6 protein-coding genes are annotated in these 17765 nt (G+C 40.7%); all 6 read left to right on the forward strand.

Features of this window, described 5'->3' with window-relative positions:
* The first annotated feature begins 28 nt into the window (after nt 1-28).
* Genes PNC201_RS00705 through PNC201_RS00730 form a run of 6 tightly spaced genes read left to right on the forward strand, consistent with a single transcriptional unit; the run spans nt 29 to nt 17755 of the window.
* On the forward strand, nt 29-1759 hold the full coding sequence (locus PNC201_RS00705) for a cyclic peptide export ABC transporter (RefSeq protein WP_010604331.1): 1731 nt from the start codon (nt 29-31) through the stop codon (nt 1757-1759).
* On the forward strand, nt 1749-4886 hold the full coding sequence (locus tag PNC201_RS00710; RefSeq protein ID WP_158299089.1) for a non-ribosomal peptide synthetase: 3138 nt from the start codon (nt 1749-1751) through the stop codon (nt 4884-4886). The genes PNC201_RS00705 and PNC201_RS00710 overlap by 11 nt, the downstream gene beginning before the upstream one ends.
* Nucleotides 4876-10281 carry a type I polyketide synthase gene (locus PNC201_RS00715; protein ID WP_102055866.1) on the forward strand — a complete coding sequence of 1802 codons (5406 nt, stop codon included), beginning with the start codon at nt 4876-4878 and terminating at the stop codon, nt 10279-10281. Before PNC201_RS00710 ends, PNC201_RS00715 begins: the two co-directional genes overlap by 11 nt.
* Nucleotides 10282-10287: 6 nt before the next feature.
* Complete coding sequence (locus PNC201_RS00720) at nt 10288-13581, forward strand: type I polyketide synthase (protein ID WP_102055867.1); 3294 nt, start codon at nt 10288-10290, stop codon at nt 13579-13581.
* Entirely contained in the window at nt 13578-16988 is a 3411-nt protein-coding gene (locus PNC201_RS00725; protein ID WP_102055868.1) for a non-ribosomal peptide synthetase, read from the forward strand. Before PNC201_RS00720 ends, PNC201_RS00725 begins: the two co-directional genes overlap by 4 nt.
* Nucleotides 16985-17755 carry a phytanoyl-CoA dioxygenase family protein gene (locus PNC201_RS00730; protein WP_010604336.1) on the forward strand — a complete coding sequence of 257 codons (771 nt, stop codon included), beginning with the start codon at nt 16985-16987 and terminating at the stop codon, nt 17753-17755. The genes PNC201_RS00725 and PNC201_RS00730 overlap by 4 nt, the downstream gene beginning before the upstream one ends.
* The last annotated feature ends 10 nt before the right edge of the window (nt 17756-17765 follow it).

Here is a 17765-nt window from a genome sequence, read left to right on the forward strand (position 1 = left end):
ATATAATAATTAATAAAAAGGAATTGTAATGAGGTTACTCTCCGAATTAGGAAAGACGGCGCCTAACTCTGTCTTTATTTCACTGTTGAGCGGCGCGATCGCAGGCCTTATCTACGCGTCGCTAGTTCCAGTTATTCTAATCGCAATTGAAGAGTTTAGCTATGTATTAGACGGCACCGCAGATTTTGTTGAGGTGCTGGGCGTGCAAATAGCACATCCAAATTTAGCGCTGTTATTTTTAGGTATTTGCGCTGCGATTTTTATTTTGCAATCAGTATCAATGATTGCATTACAAAAGTCAGCATTAATGCTTGCGAGTAATATCCGAAAAAGATTGTTTGAAAAGATTCTAGGGGCTCCAATCGAGAACCTTGAGTCAGTTGGAACTTCTAAATTACTCGTTGTATTAAGTACAGATATCAGTCGAATTATGATGGGGGCGCAAGCAGTTCCTGGTCTGTTAGTCAGTTCAGTTATTTTGTTAGGTGTATTTTTATATATCTACTTTTTAAGTATGGGGGCATTTCTATTTTTATTGGTTTGTTTAGTTGTTTCAGTTATTACCTATCAAATTCCTATCATCTATTCCATGAGGTTTTTTAATAAATCAAGACAAGAAACAGATGAACTTCAAAAATCATTTCGCTCTTTACTAATGGGAGCGAAAGAGTTGAAAGTTAATAATGTTAAGCGAGAGTCATTTATTAAAAATGAGTTGCTTAAAGCTGAAAATGAAATGCGTGAAACACTTACTAAAACGTATAACTATACAATCTTTGCTGAAAACTATGGGATGCTATTAACCTATCTAATTATCGCCGTTTTGGTTTTCTCTTTTGTTAATTACTACTCGATTGGTCATGGTGAATTACTGGGTATAGTTATGGTTCTGCTATATATATCCGGCCCAATTCGATGGATATTGCAATCAATAGCTCCAATTTATAGAGCTAATGCGTCATATAATAAAGTAGATCTGATTCTTGCATCTTTGTCTAAGGAGGTAGAGAGTGAATTAACCCCGGTTAGTAACTGGGAAAAAGTAACTTTCGATAATACTTGCTTTTCTTATAAAAAATCTAATTTTGAAGTTGGCCCAATTTCTTTTAGTTGTAGACGCGGAGAAATAACTTTTATTGTTGGAGGGAATGGCTCGGGTAAATCAACCTTCTGTAAGGTCGCTACACTTCATTATAGGGCAACATCAGGAAATATTATCTTTGATGATGTGAAAGTTGATGAAAGCAATATTGATAGTTATCGCCAGTCAATAAGTGTTATCTATAGTGATTATCACTTATTTGAAAAGCTGCATGGAATTGATTTAGAAAATAGTGATGTTATAGATGAAATTAATTATTGGTTAGTGAAGCTTAACCTCGATGAGAAGGTGTTTTTAGAAGGAGATGGATTCTCTACTTTAGAACTTTCAGATGGTCAAAAAAGAAGGTTAGCATTAATAGCTAGTATTGTAGAAGATAAAGATTTTTATTTATTTGATGAATGGGCTGCAGATCAAGATCCTCAATTCAGAGAGATTTTTTACAAAGAAATCCTACCTATTTTAAAGTCAAGAAATAAGTTGATTATAGTTATAACTCATGATGATAGATATTATAACTTATCAGATCAGCTCGTTCATTTAGATAAAGGAGAGGTTCAGCTAAGTGCTTCAAGGTTAAATTATGGCGAGGCTAAGGCTGAAAAATCAAATTTTAAAAACTCAGAAAATAATAAGGATAACGCATATGAGGTTTGATTTTTCTCTAGCGCAGAAGGATGTTTACTTCGATCAGCTACATTGTATTGGTAATGCTAAATATAATATTGGTGGATATGTTGATATAAGCTCGGCAAATGTCACATCTTTATTAGAAGCAAGTGATCAGGTTATAGCAAGTAACCCTATGTTTAGTTTGACTATTGAGCATGAGCATGATGGTCCCAAAGCAAGATTTGATAACGCTTTACATATTAAGTCTACGGTGGTTGATTATAGAGACGCTATTGAACCGATTAAGTCAGCGCAGGAGCTTGTGAAAGAAATATTTTCTCAGCCCTTTGATCTTAAGGGAAGATGCCTCTACAAAACTTATATCATTCAACTGACAGATCAAAGGATCTGGTTTGTAGGTGTAGCGCATCATTTGCTGATTGATGGCTGGGGGTTTGCGCTATGGGCTGAGGCACTTTCAAAAGCTTATGAATCAAAAGAATATCAGGTTAATGAGCACGCGCAGCAAAACTATTTTGAACAAGACTCAGTATACTTGGAGTCAGAACGGTATCAGAAAGATAAGGAATTTTGGAAGTCTTACTTGCATTGTTCTAAAAGGAATATACTTGTTCCAAATAGGAAATTGGAATCGAAAAACTCAAGTGAGAGAGTTGTTTTTTCAGTAGCGCGAGATAAGTATGAAAGCTTATTTTCAAACAAAGGGTTTCTAGCTAAGTCCCCTGGTACTGTATTTTTGTCTCTTGTTTTTATAATGTTCTCTAGACTATATAGAGAGCGTAATTTTAATGTAGGGTTACCAGCTCACAATCGAAAATCAGCGAAACAAAAGAATGATATAGCTCTATATACAAGTGTTAGCCCTATATCGCTAGCTTATACATCAGACACCTCATTTGATCAGTTTCTTAGCTATGTAGCTTCTGAGCAAAAAAAAATATATCGACATCAGAAATACCCAATTGGTCATATTGTTTCTGATATGGGCCCTGAAGCAAGAAGTGGTCTCTATGATGTGTGTGTGAACTTCTTAAAATTAAATAATAGTTGTCGCTTTGCTAAAGCGCATGCATCTTACCATTATATCGAAAACCCTTTCCAAACTACTCCTTTTAACTTAACCATTTGGGACAATGGAGAAGTGCAGCCTGTTGAACTACAGGTGGATTATCACATGGGGTACTTTTCAAAAGAGGAAATTGCACAGCTTTTAGAAATACTTTTTTCTCTTCTAGAACAAGTTTCAAATAATCCAGAGGTAAAACTCTCTGAATTAATGCTTACATCTGAGAAAAATAAATCGTTATCTCTGTCCGACACTGGACTTGATGAGGAAATACAACCATTTATTACCTTATTTTTGGAGCAAGTGCGGAAATCTCCGAATACCGTAGCTGTGTCGTGTCAAAACAGAGAACTTACTTATGAAGCCTTAGATCTTTCTTCAACGCGGCTTGCATTGAGATTCAAGGAAATCGGGGTCAAAGCCGGTGATCTCGTAGGGCTAATGCTTCATCGCTCAGAAAGAATGGTGGAAGCGATTGTAGCGCTGAGTAAAATTGGAGCTGGTTTTGTGCCGATGGATCCGAGCTATCCAGTTAGCCGCCTAAAGCATATGGCACATGACAGTAATATTTCATTGCTTGTCATCGATAGTGATTTCTCTGAGTTAGCATTTGAGCTAACAGATAAGATTTATATTGTAGAGTCACTTTGTGAAAATACCGCTGTTGAAATTGGCTCGACTACCGTAGCCAAAAACGATAGCACTGCTTATGTTATATATACCTCGGGCTCTACAGGTACGCCAAAAGGCGTTGAAATTTCGAATCTATCTTTAGCTAACTTTTTGCTCTCAATGAGGAAAAAACCAGGAATCAGCCATGGAGATAGATTATTAGCCGTCACTCCATTTAGTTTTGATATATCTATTTTAGAACTATTACTTCCGTTAATAAGTGGAGCGACGGTCAAAGTATTTCCTTCACGTATAACCCATGATCTGCAAGGTTTGGTTGATGAAATTAACAAACCTGATACCAGCATCGTACAGATGACTCCTAGCGCATGGAAGTTGGTATTAGCTTCTGGCTGGCAAGGTAAACCTAGCTTAAAGGCGCTTGTGGGAGGAGAAGCTCTGCCACAGCATTTAGCAACTGAGCTAACAAGCAAGGTTGATGCGCTTTGGAATATGTATGGGCCAACTGAAACAACAATTTGGTCAAGCTGTATCCGAGTGGAAGAGAGTTGGAGTGTAAATTCAATAGGCCATCCAATCGCTAATACACAGATGGCAATTCTAGATAGCCAGCATAGCTTCATGCCTGTGGGTTGGACGGGTGAGTTATACATCAGTGGTAAGGGGTTGGCAAAAGGCTACTTTAATCAACCTGAGCTAACTGCTAGTCGCTTCATTAGTTGTAATGGAGAGCGTTGGTATAATACGGGAGATTTAGCGAAAATACAGGCAGATGGTAGTGTTGAATTTGTAGGACGAATAGATACTCAAGTTAAATTCCAAGGGTACAGAATAGAACTAGGTGAAATAGAGTCAATACTGAAAAAGTTACCGAATATCTCTGACGCAGTTGTTCTAATCAAGACATCTGACTCTGGTCATCAGTGTTTATGTGCTTACTATATCTCTGAAAATGATGAGTTATCCTCTGAACATTTGAGAGCCGCCGCTTCTGAATACCTTCCATTACATATGCTTCCAAGCCATTGGCAAGCACTTAAAGCGTTTCCTTTAACACCAAGTGGCAAACTAGATAGTAAGTCGCTTTCACTACCTTCGAGTTTTGCACAAGTAAGCACAACTGAAAATGAAGATCGTTTGATACAGGAGCTGGCAGCCGTTATTTGCCATCACCTTCAGATACCTCACCTTGATGCAGAGACAAACTTTTTTGATGCAGGAGCAAGATCCCAAGAAATGGTTGAGCTTGTGCCAAAGTTGAATGAAGCATTGAGTTTGTCACTAACTGTTGTCGATATGTTTAGTTATCCCTCACTTAACGCGCTGGCTCAAGTCATTGATGCCTCTGCGACCCGCAACTCCGAGGCAAAAAGCCGAACAGAGCAACTTCAATCAGGCAAATCAAGGCTTCAAAGAAGATTGAATACAAGGAAACAAGTCAATGAGTACTAATCAAAATTATCATGGTGCTGAAATCGCAGTCATAGGTATGTCTTCGCGATTCCCCAAAGTGAACTCGACACAAGAGTTTTGGCAATTGTTGCGAGAAGGCCGGTGTGGATTGTCAACATTCTCTTCTGAAGAGTTAGAGCGTGCAGGTGTGGATAGTGAGCTGATATCGCAAGACTCTTATGTTCCAGTTAAGGGGATTGTGGAAAATGCGATGGCCTTCGACGCAGAGTTTTTTGGATATAGTGAGCGTGAAGCTATTTTAATGGATCCTCAATTGAGGCTCTATCATGAGACTGCTTGGCAAGCTCTTGAAGATGCTGGTTGTGGGAGAGAGACGTTAAATGAGAGGTTGCTGGGCGTTTTTGGTGGAGCTTCAGCAAACCCATTATGGACAGCTCAATTTAGCCAAGCCGCTTCTGAAGGTGGTGCACAAGCTTACGAGATAATTAATCTCGTTAGTCGAGACTTTTTTAATACTCGTTTGGCATACAAGTTCAATCTAAATGGTCCAGCTGTGACTGTACAGTCAGCTTGTTCAACAGGCTTAGTTGCAATTCACCAAGCTTGTCAAAGTCTGTTAAGTGGGGATAGTGATATTGCGTTAGCTGGAGCTGTTTCATTATCTACCAACCCAGCTTTAGTTGAACCAGATATACAAGGATATGTTTATCAAGAGGGAATGATCCTCGCTCCTGATGGTCAATGTAGGCCATTCGATGAAAGTGCTCAGGGGACGGTCTTGAGTGATGGAGTCGGGTTTGTCGTTTTAAAGCGACTACATGATGCAATTACCGATGGTGATCAAATTCATGCTGTTATTAAAGGTTCAGCAATTAATAACGATGGTAATAATAAAGTAGGATATACCGCACCAAGTGTTGCAGGCCAGCGAGATGTGTTAAGTACAGCACTACAGATTGCTGGTGTTGAGCCACAAGGCATCGGTTACATTGAAACTCATGGAACAGGAACAAAGCTGGGAGACCCTATAGAGGTGCAGGCTTTGAACCAAGTATATGGCGTTAATAGATCAACGCCTTGTTTAATTGGCTCAGTAAAAAGCAACTTTGGCCATTTAGATACCGCAGCAGGTATCGCTGGGTTTATTAAGGCGGTACTCGCTATAAAGCATGGCGGGATTCCAGCAAGCTTGCATTACAAGGATGCAAATCAGAAGTGCCAGTTTTCTGAATCTGGGCTAATGGTATCGGATCACTTCCAGCAATGGCCATCAGCAGGGGTAAAACGTGCCGGCGTCAGCTCGTTTGGGATTGGTGGAACAAACGCGCATATTATTTTAGAAGAGTATCGAAAACCCGCAATGGAATCAGTGCAACAAAGTGCTGCCTTTATTCCTGTTACTGGTCATTCTAAAGAGAGTCTACAACGTAACTTAGCCGCAATGCAGAGCTGGTTGCGGTCAAATACTAACGATTCACTATCTGCTGCTTATACTATGTTATTTAAGCGTTCAAAGCAGAGTATTAAGTCTGCACTTGTTCATGATGCCGACAATCAATACATAGCGACAGCGTTTAATAAGGAGCTGCACCCTGAATCACTGGTATTCATGTTTAGTGGTCAAGGCTCTCAATACTCTAAGATGGCACAATGGCTATATAAGAATGATACAAAATTTAGAGAAGTAGCAGCGTTATGCTCTACACACATAGATGAGCTCACAGGTGTTAATGTATGCGAATTACTTTGGGGAAATACTGAGCAGATAGCAAGTGACGAACAGTTACGAGCAACAAAACTTGCGCAACTTACACTGTTCACCGTTGAGTTTGCAATTGCTCAAAGTCTAATTGATAAAGGGTATCGGCCTAGTGCGTTAATTGGGCATAGTCTTGGTGAGTATGTTGCTGCGACAGTTGCTGGGGTATTCAGCCTTCAAGACGCGATAAAGGTTATTAGCGCTAGAGCCCAAATTATGTCTCGTGCTACGCCGGGGAAAATGATTGCAGTGAATGGCAGTTGGACTCAGTTTGACACCTCAAAGTGGTCGAATGTATCAATTGCGACTATTAATTCTGAAAAGAACTATGTTGTTGCTGGAGCAGTCCAGGATATTGAGATATTTATTTCAGATGCACGAAGCAATGGATTAGAAACTACAGAGCTCAGTACATCAAGTGCATTTCACTCTTCATTAATGGATCCACTGTTAAGTGACTTTGAAGCTGAGTTCAAAGGGATTCAACTGAATACTCCCAACATGCCGATTATCTCAAATGTAACAGGTGATTGGGCAGGTGAGCAGGAACTATGTGATGCCTCTTATTGGGTTAAGCACTTGCGTCATACGGTTCAATTTCACAAAGGTATCAGCACGCTGTTGTCAGGACCAAGTCGAGCTTTTGTTGAAGTTGGTCCAGGTAATACGCTAGCCAACATTGTGTCACGCCATGGGCAATTAGAAAGTCAGAGTTTAGTCCTGCATACCACCCGCGCAAAAAGAAACGAAAAGAATGAACATACAGCATTCAATAAGTGTTTAGGGCAGCTTTATACGCTTGATATTGAACCTGATTGGAGCAGGGTACTTCAAGGTTTTAACAAGATCGCCGACCTTCCTCCTTATCAATTTGATAGCAAAGTTTATAAAACTCAGTTTTCAGGTTTTAGAGAAACGGCAGAAGAGGATGTTGAAGGATTTTATAAGCAACAGTGGAGTAAACAAGCGCTATCACTCCTATCACAGGATAGTGACAATAAAGGTAATATACTCGTTCTCGATGATAACAGTCATTTTTCCCAAAATATTATCAAGCAGTTAGAGTTGGAAACAGCAAGCACAATAACGACTGTTAGGGTTGGAGAAGTATTTAAGCGAGAGGATGAAAACCGCTACATTATGAGAGCGGAAATATTTGAAGATTATGAAAAGCTAGTTGCGGAATTAACGCGGTTAGTGACATTACCGACAAAAATTATCTCATTTTGGCCAAGTTTAAGCACTATTGACAACTATCATAGCATCCTCACATATCTCCATTTAGCAAGAGCATTCTCAAATGTCTCTTACCAAGATGAGATGAGTTGGTTTGCGATAACAACAGAAGCTTGTAACGTTACAGGTATAGAGTTGCTTAAACCCGAACAAGGGCTGGTGTACGGCACACTGAAAGTAATTTCTCAAGAGCATCAGAACATCTCAGCGCATCAAATTGACTTTGATAGTTCAAGTTTTAGTCAGTCTCAGTTACTTCCAATAATACGTTCTAAAAAATTGTCCACTGTAAGTGCGGTGCGAGGCAGAAATCTTTGGCAACCAGAGTTTCTAAAAATTGGCAAGGAGCTAGAAAAGAGCAGTTCACCTGTAGTTATTCGTGATAATGCGACTTATGTAATTACAGGTGGATTCGGAGGTGCAGGACAAGAACTTGCTCGTTATTTAGCGTCAACATATAAAGTAAACTTAGTGTTAGTGAGTCGAACAGACCGTTCATCTTCTCCTCTTATTGCTGAATTGAACTCCTATGGTGCCAATGTAACTTGCCTTGAGGCGGATGTAAGTACACCGCGATCAGCTCAAATAATCTGGGACAAAGCCGTCACTGAGTTTGGCCAAGTTAGCGGTGTATTTCACCTAGCGGGACTGCCAGGTGAAACGATGGTGATGAACCAAACAAATGAAATTGTGCATAAGGTACTAGCTGCAAAGCTGGGAACCGCCAACGCTTGGGTTGATATTTGCGAGCGTGAAGAGATGGAGTTCGTCGTACTATTTTCTTCGGTTACGGGGATTTTAGGTGGCATGGGTCAAAGTGACTATAGCTCAGCCAATGCTGGTTTGGATTGTATAGCAGAAGCAGCTCACAGTAGAGGTATAGATAGAGTTTTCAGTATTCGCTGGGATGCTTGGAAAGAAGCTGGAATGGCTGTAGAGGCATTAAATGGCAGAAGACGGATTACAGCACATCAAACTCATCCACTGTTGGGCGATCAAATTATCAATGAGTCAGGCCAGACGGTCTACTGTAAGCAATTTCATACAGAGAGGGATTGGCCGCTTGCTGAGCATTGGGTTATGGGTTTACCAACGATTCCTGGTGCAACCTATTTGGAGATGGCTGCAGCTGCATTTCAGCATTCAACCCCTTCAAAGCACATCACTTTAAAAGACGTATACTTTCTATCTGGTGCAGCCCTATCTGCAGGAGATTGGTCTGATTTATATACCAACCTAACAGTCGATGGCAATGGTACTCAATTCGAAATTACGAGTTATCAGCCGAGTAATGAGTTGTACCAAATTCATGCGAAAGGGCAGGTAAGTGGAGTTTCGAGCGCGCAGCCAGAAAGCATGTCGATTAATGAGCTAATTAATTCAATTCAAGGAAGAGTATTCGACAATGTTTCTGGTGCTGCAGACCTTGGGGCTCAAGCTCTTGGTGTGAGCCGAAATGCAGAGCAGCACGATCAGTTGATGAAGTATGGTGAGAGATGGAACTGTTTTGAAAAGGTGTGGATCGGCGAGCGCTCAGGCCTAGCTAAAATGCACTTACCTGCACAGTTCGATACTGATATTAATGACTACAGTTTACATCCTGCCTTACTGGATTGCGCAACCTCTTATCTGAGAGCTTTTATTGATGGTGGCGTCTATATACCAATTAGCTATGCAAAGCTTACCCAATATTCGAAGCTAGAAGGTCAGTTTTATAGTTTTGTCGAGTTGCAGAGTCAGGACAGCAAATCGGGAGTCATGAGCTTTGATATTTGTTTACTCAGCTTAACAGGAGAGCAGCTAGTAACTATTTCAAATTTCACGATGAAGAAAATTGAAACAGACTTAGCTAGCTCTTCAAGTAAGGTAAGCAATATACCTCTTAGTGAATTTGTATATAAACATAAAGCGATGCCAGCAGGCATTGATAATAGTACTGCAATGAGTGTTATCGAACAGACATTAGCTCACCGTCAGCCAGTAACTTTGTATGCAGCATCGGATTTTATAAAGCGCTATGAAAACTCCGCAGATGGTGACACTGGTTTATTCGACCTGAATGACGCGTTACCACAACAAACACGACCTAGACCTGATTTGGAAGTGGATTTTGTTGCAGCAAAAACTCCCACTCAAAAATCATTAGTGTCAATTTGGGAGCAAATGCTTGGATTAGAAAAAGTAGGGATTCAAGACGACTTCTTTGAGCTTGGTGGGGACTCTCTCGTTTTGATGCAGATCCATAAAAAAGTACAACAAACATTTGATGAAAAAATAGCGGTTGTTGAACTGTATAACTATCCGACAATTCAAAAACTCGCCGAATATATAGACTCTTCATCTAACGAAGATGACGATACTTTATCTCAGGTTTCTTCTCGAGTTGAGAAGAAAAAAGCAGCAGCCCTTCGCCGCAGAAAAAAACAACAAAAGGACTAACAGAAAATGAAATCAACAGAAGAATTAAAAGAATATTATCAGGATGACATTGCCGTTATTTCAATGGCTGGTCGCTTCCCCGGTGCAAACAGTGTCGAAGAGTTTTGGCATAACCTTGAAAATGGTGTCGAGTCAGTCAGGTTTTTTAGTCAAGAAGAGCTATTGAACTTAGGGGTTGATCCTGCACTTTTAGAAAACCCGAACTTTGTTGGTGCTGAGGGGGTACTTGAAGGCGTAGAGAATTTTGATGCTGAATTCTTTGGTTTCTCGCCTAGAGAAGCTGAATTGTTAGACCCACAGCATCGGATCTTCCTTGAGGTAATTTGGGAGCTGTTAGAAAGAGCGGGTTATGGTGCTGAAGAAGGCGACAACATCATTGGTGTTTATAGTGGAGCCGGTGCTAGTTCCTATCTGTCGAGAAACTTATTATCACACCAAGACTATGTAAGGGACGTTGGGACCTTTAAAGTCTCTCTCTCAACGGGACAAGACTTTGTCTCGACAAGAGCAAGCTACAAGCTTGGCTTATCTGGACCTAGTATCAATATTAATACTTTATGTTCGTCTTCAGCTGTTGCTGTTCACTATGCGAGGGAAGCGTTGCTTGCATATCAATGTGACATTGCGGTAGCTGGAGGAGTTACAATATCAAACTCAAGAGAAGATGCTTTATTTTACCAAGAGGGCGGCATAGGGTCCTTTGATGGTCACTGTAGAGCCTTCGATGCGAGGGCTGCCGGTACAGTTGCTGGGAATGGTATTGCGCTTGTTGCTTTGAAACGCATGGAAGATGCACTAGAAGATGGCGATCAGATCCTTGGCGTACTAAAGAGCAGTGCAATTAATAACGATGGCGGGGACAAAGCAAGTTATACCGCGCCAAGCCCTGAAGGGCAATCGAGGTGTATTACAGAAGCTCTTGAAAGCGCAGAGATAGATCCTGCGACGATTAGCTATATAGAAGCACATGGAACAGGTACTAACTTGGGGGATCCGATAGAAGTATCTGGTTTGACTAGAGCATTTCAACGCTATACGGATAAAAAGCAATTCTGTGGCATTGGTTCTGTGAAAACAAATATTGGGCACCTCGTATCAGCGGGGGGAGTTGCCAGTATGATAAAGACGTTGAAGGGGATGGAGCATCACAAGATACCTGCAAGTCTAAACTTTGAACAACCTAATCCAAAAATTGATTTTGCTAATAGCCCATTTTTCGTTGTTGATAAAACGATCCCGTGGGAACCAAGTGCAGGTGACAAGTTAAGAGCTGGTATTAGTTCATTTGGCATTGGTGGAACGAATGCACATTTAATCGTAGAAGAAGCGCCTGAGTTACCTAAGTCTGATTCAGCTAGTGGACTTCATCTAATCGTGTTGTCTGCAAAAACAGCATCCTCATTAGTAAAAACGAAAGAAAACCTGCTTGAGCACTTGAAGTGCTGCCCAGAGCTAAATATTGCTGACGTTGCTTACACGTTACAAGTCGGTAGGAGAAATTTTAAACACAAGTTTGTCACTGTTGTCAGTTCAATAGATGAATTAAAGAATAAGCTGACAGGAGACGACAAGCGATTCACGATCCATAGTGCCCAGAACAAAACAGAGCGAGATATTTGTTTTATGTTCCCCGGTCAAGGTAGTCAGTATGTCGGTATGGCGAAAGCTTTATATGAAAATGAAGCTGAGTTCAAAAAGCATTTAGATCAGTGCTTTGAATTAATACACACGCATTGCTCTTTGTCCTTAAAAGAACTTTTGTTTTGTGAGAATTCAACTGCTGCCAGTACACAACTTAAACAAACTCAGAATGCTCAATTAAGTTTATTTAGTGTTAGTTATGCACTAGCTAAACTGCTAATAAGTTGGGATGTAAAACCACAAAGCATGATTGGTCACAGTATCGGTGAGTATGTGGCAGCGTGTTTGTCCGGTGTATTTACTCTGGAAAATGCAATAAGACTCGTTGCAAAGCGTGGTGAGCTCATGGCGGGTATGCCACATGGCAAAATGTTGTCGATTCCAATCGCTGCAAGTGAAGTGTCTAACTGGGTAAGAGAGGGAGTTTGGCATTGCGTTCAAAATAGCGAACATTCACAGGTTTTGGGAGGGCAGCCTGAAGCAGTTGACGCTTTATTAGCTGAACTAAATGCAGCAGGAATTGAAGCTTCTCTGCTACATACATCTCATGCGTTTCACAGCGGGATGATGGCTGCTGCACTTCAGCCATTCATAGAGTTTGCAAGCACAATACCGATGAATAAACCAACTATCCCGTTTATCTCAAATGTATCGGGTGATTGGGCTGAGGAAGAAGTTTGCAGCCCAGAATATTGGGCTAAACACCTGCGTCAAACTGTGAAATTTAATGATGGCTTAGAGACATTATGGTCTGAGGATACTAGCCGTGTGTACGTTGAAGTTGGCCCAGGGACTACCTTACGATCATTTATAAAGACGTTGAGCAATAACCAAGCTCATGTTGCAAGTACATTACCTAAACCTGCAGAGCAAGAGTTGACTCTGGAAAGTATCGCATTTACGCGTGCTGAAATATGGGCAGCGGGGATCACACTACCTTTTGAAGAGTATTATTCTACGCAAAAGCGCCACAGAGTTCGTCTTCCTACCTATGCATTTGAGCCAAAAAGATATTGGATTGAACCTGCAGCAACAGGTAAGCAGTTATTTAAACCTGATTTAATTTTAACGAAAGATTCTGATATGCCCAGCACCACAAAACCGCTTGTAGAGGGGGCATTACGTTGGGAGTTAAAAGCGGTTGAACAACATACGACGTTGTCAGACGCACAATTGGCAGCTATCAAGGCGATGCAACAAGGTGTTACAGAGCAGCTTGCGACTATTCTTGGTAGTAGTATGGATGTCAAAGGTGAAGGCTTAGAGTTAAAGTTTGCAAATATAGAGTCTCAAATTGATGGTAGTAGTGATGACCTTGCATTGGCTTCCAATCATAGCCGTCCAAGTTTTGCGCCTGATTATGTTGAACCAAGAACGGAGCTTGAATCACTACTAGCGCAGCAATGGCAAGAAGTTTTGGGGTATAGCCCAGTTGGAATAGAAGATAATTTCTTTGAAATGGGTGGGCATAGCTTAATGGCGGCTGCCTTAGTAACCAAAATGCGCAAGCAGTTTGAATTTGAGATACCACTTCAGGAATTATTGCAATTACCAACTATTTCTGCACTTTCCGAATTAATTGAAACTCGGGTGTGGTTACTTGAGCAAGAAAATAGTGAGGCCGATACGACTGAACCTGTTGAGGTGCTTGAACTATGAATGTTGAGGCACTTTTACAAGAGCTTCGGGCTCATCACGTTAAATTAAATATCAAAGGTGACAAGCTGGTTTGTGAATTACCAAAAACGGGAATTCCTGATAGCCTGAAGACGACACTGATAAGTAATAAAGAAGCGTTGAAGTCGTTTTTAAATAAGCTTTATAAAGATAATAAGAAACGCCACACGATTCAAAAGGTCGATAAAGCTTGTGAAATACCACTGTCATTTTCACAGCAAAGCTTGTACTTAGCGCAAAAGTTTGCGTCAGGCAACGAGTATTACAACAGTCACTTCTTATTCGATATTAGTGGTGAGATTGATTTTTCCTGCTTTCAACTTGCTGTGCGCAAGTTGATAGAGCGGCATGAAATATTGCGGACTTGTTATGGCGAAAATTTAGGAATGCCGTTTCAGTTTGTAATGCCAATGGAAAGTATCGACATGACAAAAATCTGCGAGCTTGTTTCCGTGGTTCATAAAAACGATGAAGAAATAGAAGCGCAGATCAGAACAAGTATAAATATCTATTTTGATTTGGAACGTGATGCTCCTATCAGAGTTAAATTATTTAGAACGAAAGAAAGATATTTAGTGTTGTTTGTTATACACCACATCGCAACAGATGGATTTTCCGGTGGTGTTTGTAGTAAAGAGCTATGTCAATTGTATCTTCATGCGGTTGAGAAATCAGATGAGAGTTTGGCTCCATTAGATATTCAGTATGCAGATTATGCATTTTGGCAGCGTTCCCCTGAATGGATGGAAATGCAAAATGAAGGGATTGAATATTGGCTTGAAAGGCTAGAGGGTGCGCCAAAAGTAAATCAACTTCCATATGATTTTCCACGCCCACGTCAGTTGGATTATAGCGGTAGGACACAGCAGTTTAAGCTTGATTCCCTGAAGCTGGCTAAACTGAAAAAACTTGCTGCACGAGAAGAGACAACCTTGTTCATGCTGTTACATGGCCTGCTTGGTGTGCTAATCGCTAAAGTGAGTGGTCAATACGACAACACTATAGGTGCACCCATTGCAAATAGGCTGAATCCTCAGCTGGAGTCATTAATAGGCTTTTTTGTTAATACCTTACCAACAAGAGTACAAATTGATGCTAAACAAAGCTTAATTGATATTCTTCGACAGAATAAAACTAATCTATTGAATGACTTTTCGCATCAAGAAGTGCCAATCGATGTGCTTATTTCTGAAAGGGCGGGAGAGCGCTTGGTAGGCGGTTCAAATCTATTTCAGGTGCTATTTGTGATGCAAAACACGCCTGAGATGATGCTTGAGTTCGCTGACACAAAAATGGAGCTGAAAAACTTTGATGCCCATACTGTGCGATTTGATATAGAGCTTCACATCACGGAGCTTAATGATGAGCTCAATATTAGTTGGATGTATGCAACAGCACTTTTTAAAGAAGAAACGATTAAGAGTTTGCATGACAGCTTCATACTGCTCATTGATACCTTTTTAAATAATCCCGAAATAAATTGTTCAGATTTCTCGATAGTTAATAAGAAGCAACAAATACAGCTAGAGAAATTACAGACGAAAGAAGCGGTTCCTCTTGCTGGTGCCTCTGTGCAAGAAGCATTTGAGAGCACGGCTAGAGATTACCCAGAGAGTATCGCGTTAGTTGATAAAGAAGAGACAATTAGCTATGGCAGTTTAAACGCGCAAGCGAATAAATTAGCCCATTACTTAATTGAGACTGAGAATGTTAAACCTGGTGATTTAGTGGCATTTTTAGTTCCGAGGGGCATAGATCAAATCATAACGTTGATGGCCATATTGAAAGCGGGTGCAGGCTATATTCCAATCGACGAAGCATTACCTTTAGAGCGTATTGATCAGATATTACAAAATTACCCAAATAGCTTGTTGATATATGGAGCCTGCTCTCAGGCGTGCATCAGTGAGCACAATAATAAAAGGCAACTGTCATCGCTAATTTTGAGTAATTACCCAGTTACTAATCCGGTGCTCGAAGTGGGGCTACTAGAGTCGCCCTGCTATGTCTTACACACCTCAGGCTCTACAGGTAAGCCAAAAGCGGTACAGATGTCACATAAAGCGCTGTTGAATTTGATTGTGACCATTGGGGTTGCTCAACCTCTTTTAACGAAACAGCCTACTTGGTTGCAATACGCATCAATCGGTTTTGATATGAGCTTTACTGATATTTTTATGGCACTTAGTAACCATGGTAAGTTGGTACTAACTCGTCGAGAGTGTATGAGTGACCTAGACTATCTTAGTAAAACGATTGTGGATCATGATGTCAGCGTTTTAAATTTGCCACACTCAATGCTGCACATTTTATTGAGTTATTGGGTAGAAAGTCACGTCAATCCAGCGCAACTGAATTGTGTGATATCTACGGCTGAGCAACTAAAAATAACTCCAGCGATCAGAAAGTTCTTTTCACGCAATAATCGAATACAACTTGTTAATCATTATGGTCCTACAGAGACACACGTTGTGACTGCATTAAATCTCTCAAAAGTACCAGAGACTTGGGCTGATATACCTAATATTGGGTCGCCAATAGCGAATGTGAGCTGCTTGGTACTTGACGAGTTTGGCTATCAAGTACCTGTAGGCGCTATGGGGGAGTTGTATATCACAGGTGCATGCTTGGCCGATCAGTATCTCGGAGAGCCTGAGCTGACGAAGGAAAAGTTTACTGAGCTACCTCATTATCCTCATTTGGGTGAGCGATTTTATCGTACGGGAGATTTGGTTCGTTGGACGTCAAATGGCAACTTAGAGTATTTAGGTAGAAGCGACCAACAGGTGAAACTGAGAGGCTTCCGAGTTGAACTAAGTGAAGTGGAGACTACCTTAGCATTGCATCCAGACGTAGATATGGCATCCGTAAAATGTGATGAATTCAACGGAGATAGCAAGCTAATTGCTTACTTTACTGTAAAGGGAAGAACACCTTCACAAACTGAGCTAAATGAATTTTTGCTTTCCAAGCTACCTTACTACATGTGTCCAAGCTTATTTATCGAAGTCACTTCATTTACATTTAATATCAACGGAAAAGTAGACAAAAATGCGTTGCCTAAGGCTGATTTCTCGGTACTAGAAAGTCACTATAGTGAACCTGAAACTCCGACAGAGTACCGCCTTCAAGGTGCGTGGCAATCATTGCTCAATGTTGAGAAAGTAGGCCGTAATGATAACTTCTTTAACTTAGGTGGGCACTCGTTACTTGCATCACAACTCTCTGCTGGGATCCAGCAAGAAACCGGCATAAAACTATCAGTAAAAACGATTATGGAAGCCCCTATTTTGAGGGAGCAAGCGCGCTTATTCGATGAGCTAAATTATTTGCAGAATGTTGAGAGCCTAAAGGCTGGACAAACAATCAAGGAGGAGGGGGTGCTATGAAAGAACTTAAACTATCACTAGAAAATTATCTACATGAAGGCGTGGTTAAGTTAGAGGGCGTGTTTTCTCAAAACGATATTGAGACCTTAGAAATGCACCTTCGAGATCATATTGGTGTTGAAAAACGGGGGGTTGTCTATGAGCAAGATGGAGTTACGGTACGCGGCATTCATGGTATTCACTTGTACCATGAGTTTTTCTCCACATTAGTAAAACAGGAAAAATTACTTGGTATCGTTCGGAAAACCCTAGGTGACAACTGCTATGTGCATCAATCCAAAGTAAATGTTAAGAAAAAAGGGGTTGGGGAATTCTGGCCATGGCATCAAGATTTTGTGTTTTGGCATAATAATGACCATATAGAGAAAGAAGAACTAGTCAATATCGCCATATTTCTCGATGATGTGGACTTTATTTCTGGTCCTTTGTGGTTTATTCCAAACTCGCATACGCAAGGGAACCTCTGCCAAAATATAACGCTTGAAGCTCAGCCTGATAAATCATGGTCGAATGATGTGGCTTCAGCGCTTACTTTCCAAGTGCCAATTGAAGAAGTTGACAAGCAAATTCAGATGAATGGTGTTGCTCCCGCAATAGGTAAAAAAGGCGATGTCATCGTTTTCCACCCACAAACTATTCATGGTAGCCCTAATAACTTAGGGCCAACGGATAGACGGTTGCTTATTCTGACCTACAACAAAGTGAGTAACGTAAGCAAGTCTCTTTCAAGCCGGCCTGAGTTTTTGTGCTCACCAGTCACTTATTAAGGAGTATGAT

This window comes from Pseudoalteromonas sp. NC201, assembly GCF_002850255.1.
GTDB lineage: Bacteria > Pseudomonadota > Gammaproteobacteria > Enterobacterales > Alteromonadaceae > Pseudoalteromonas.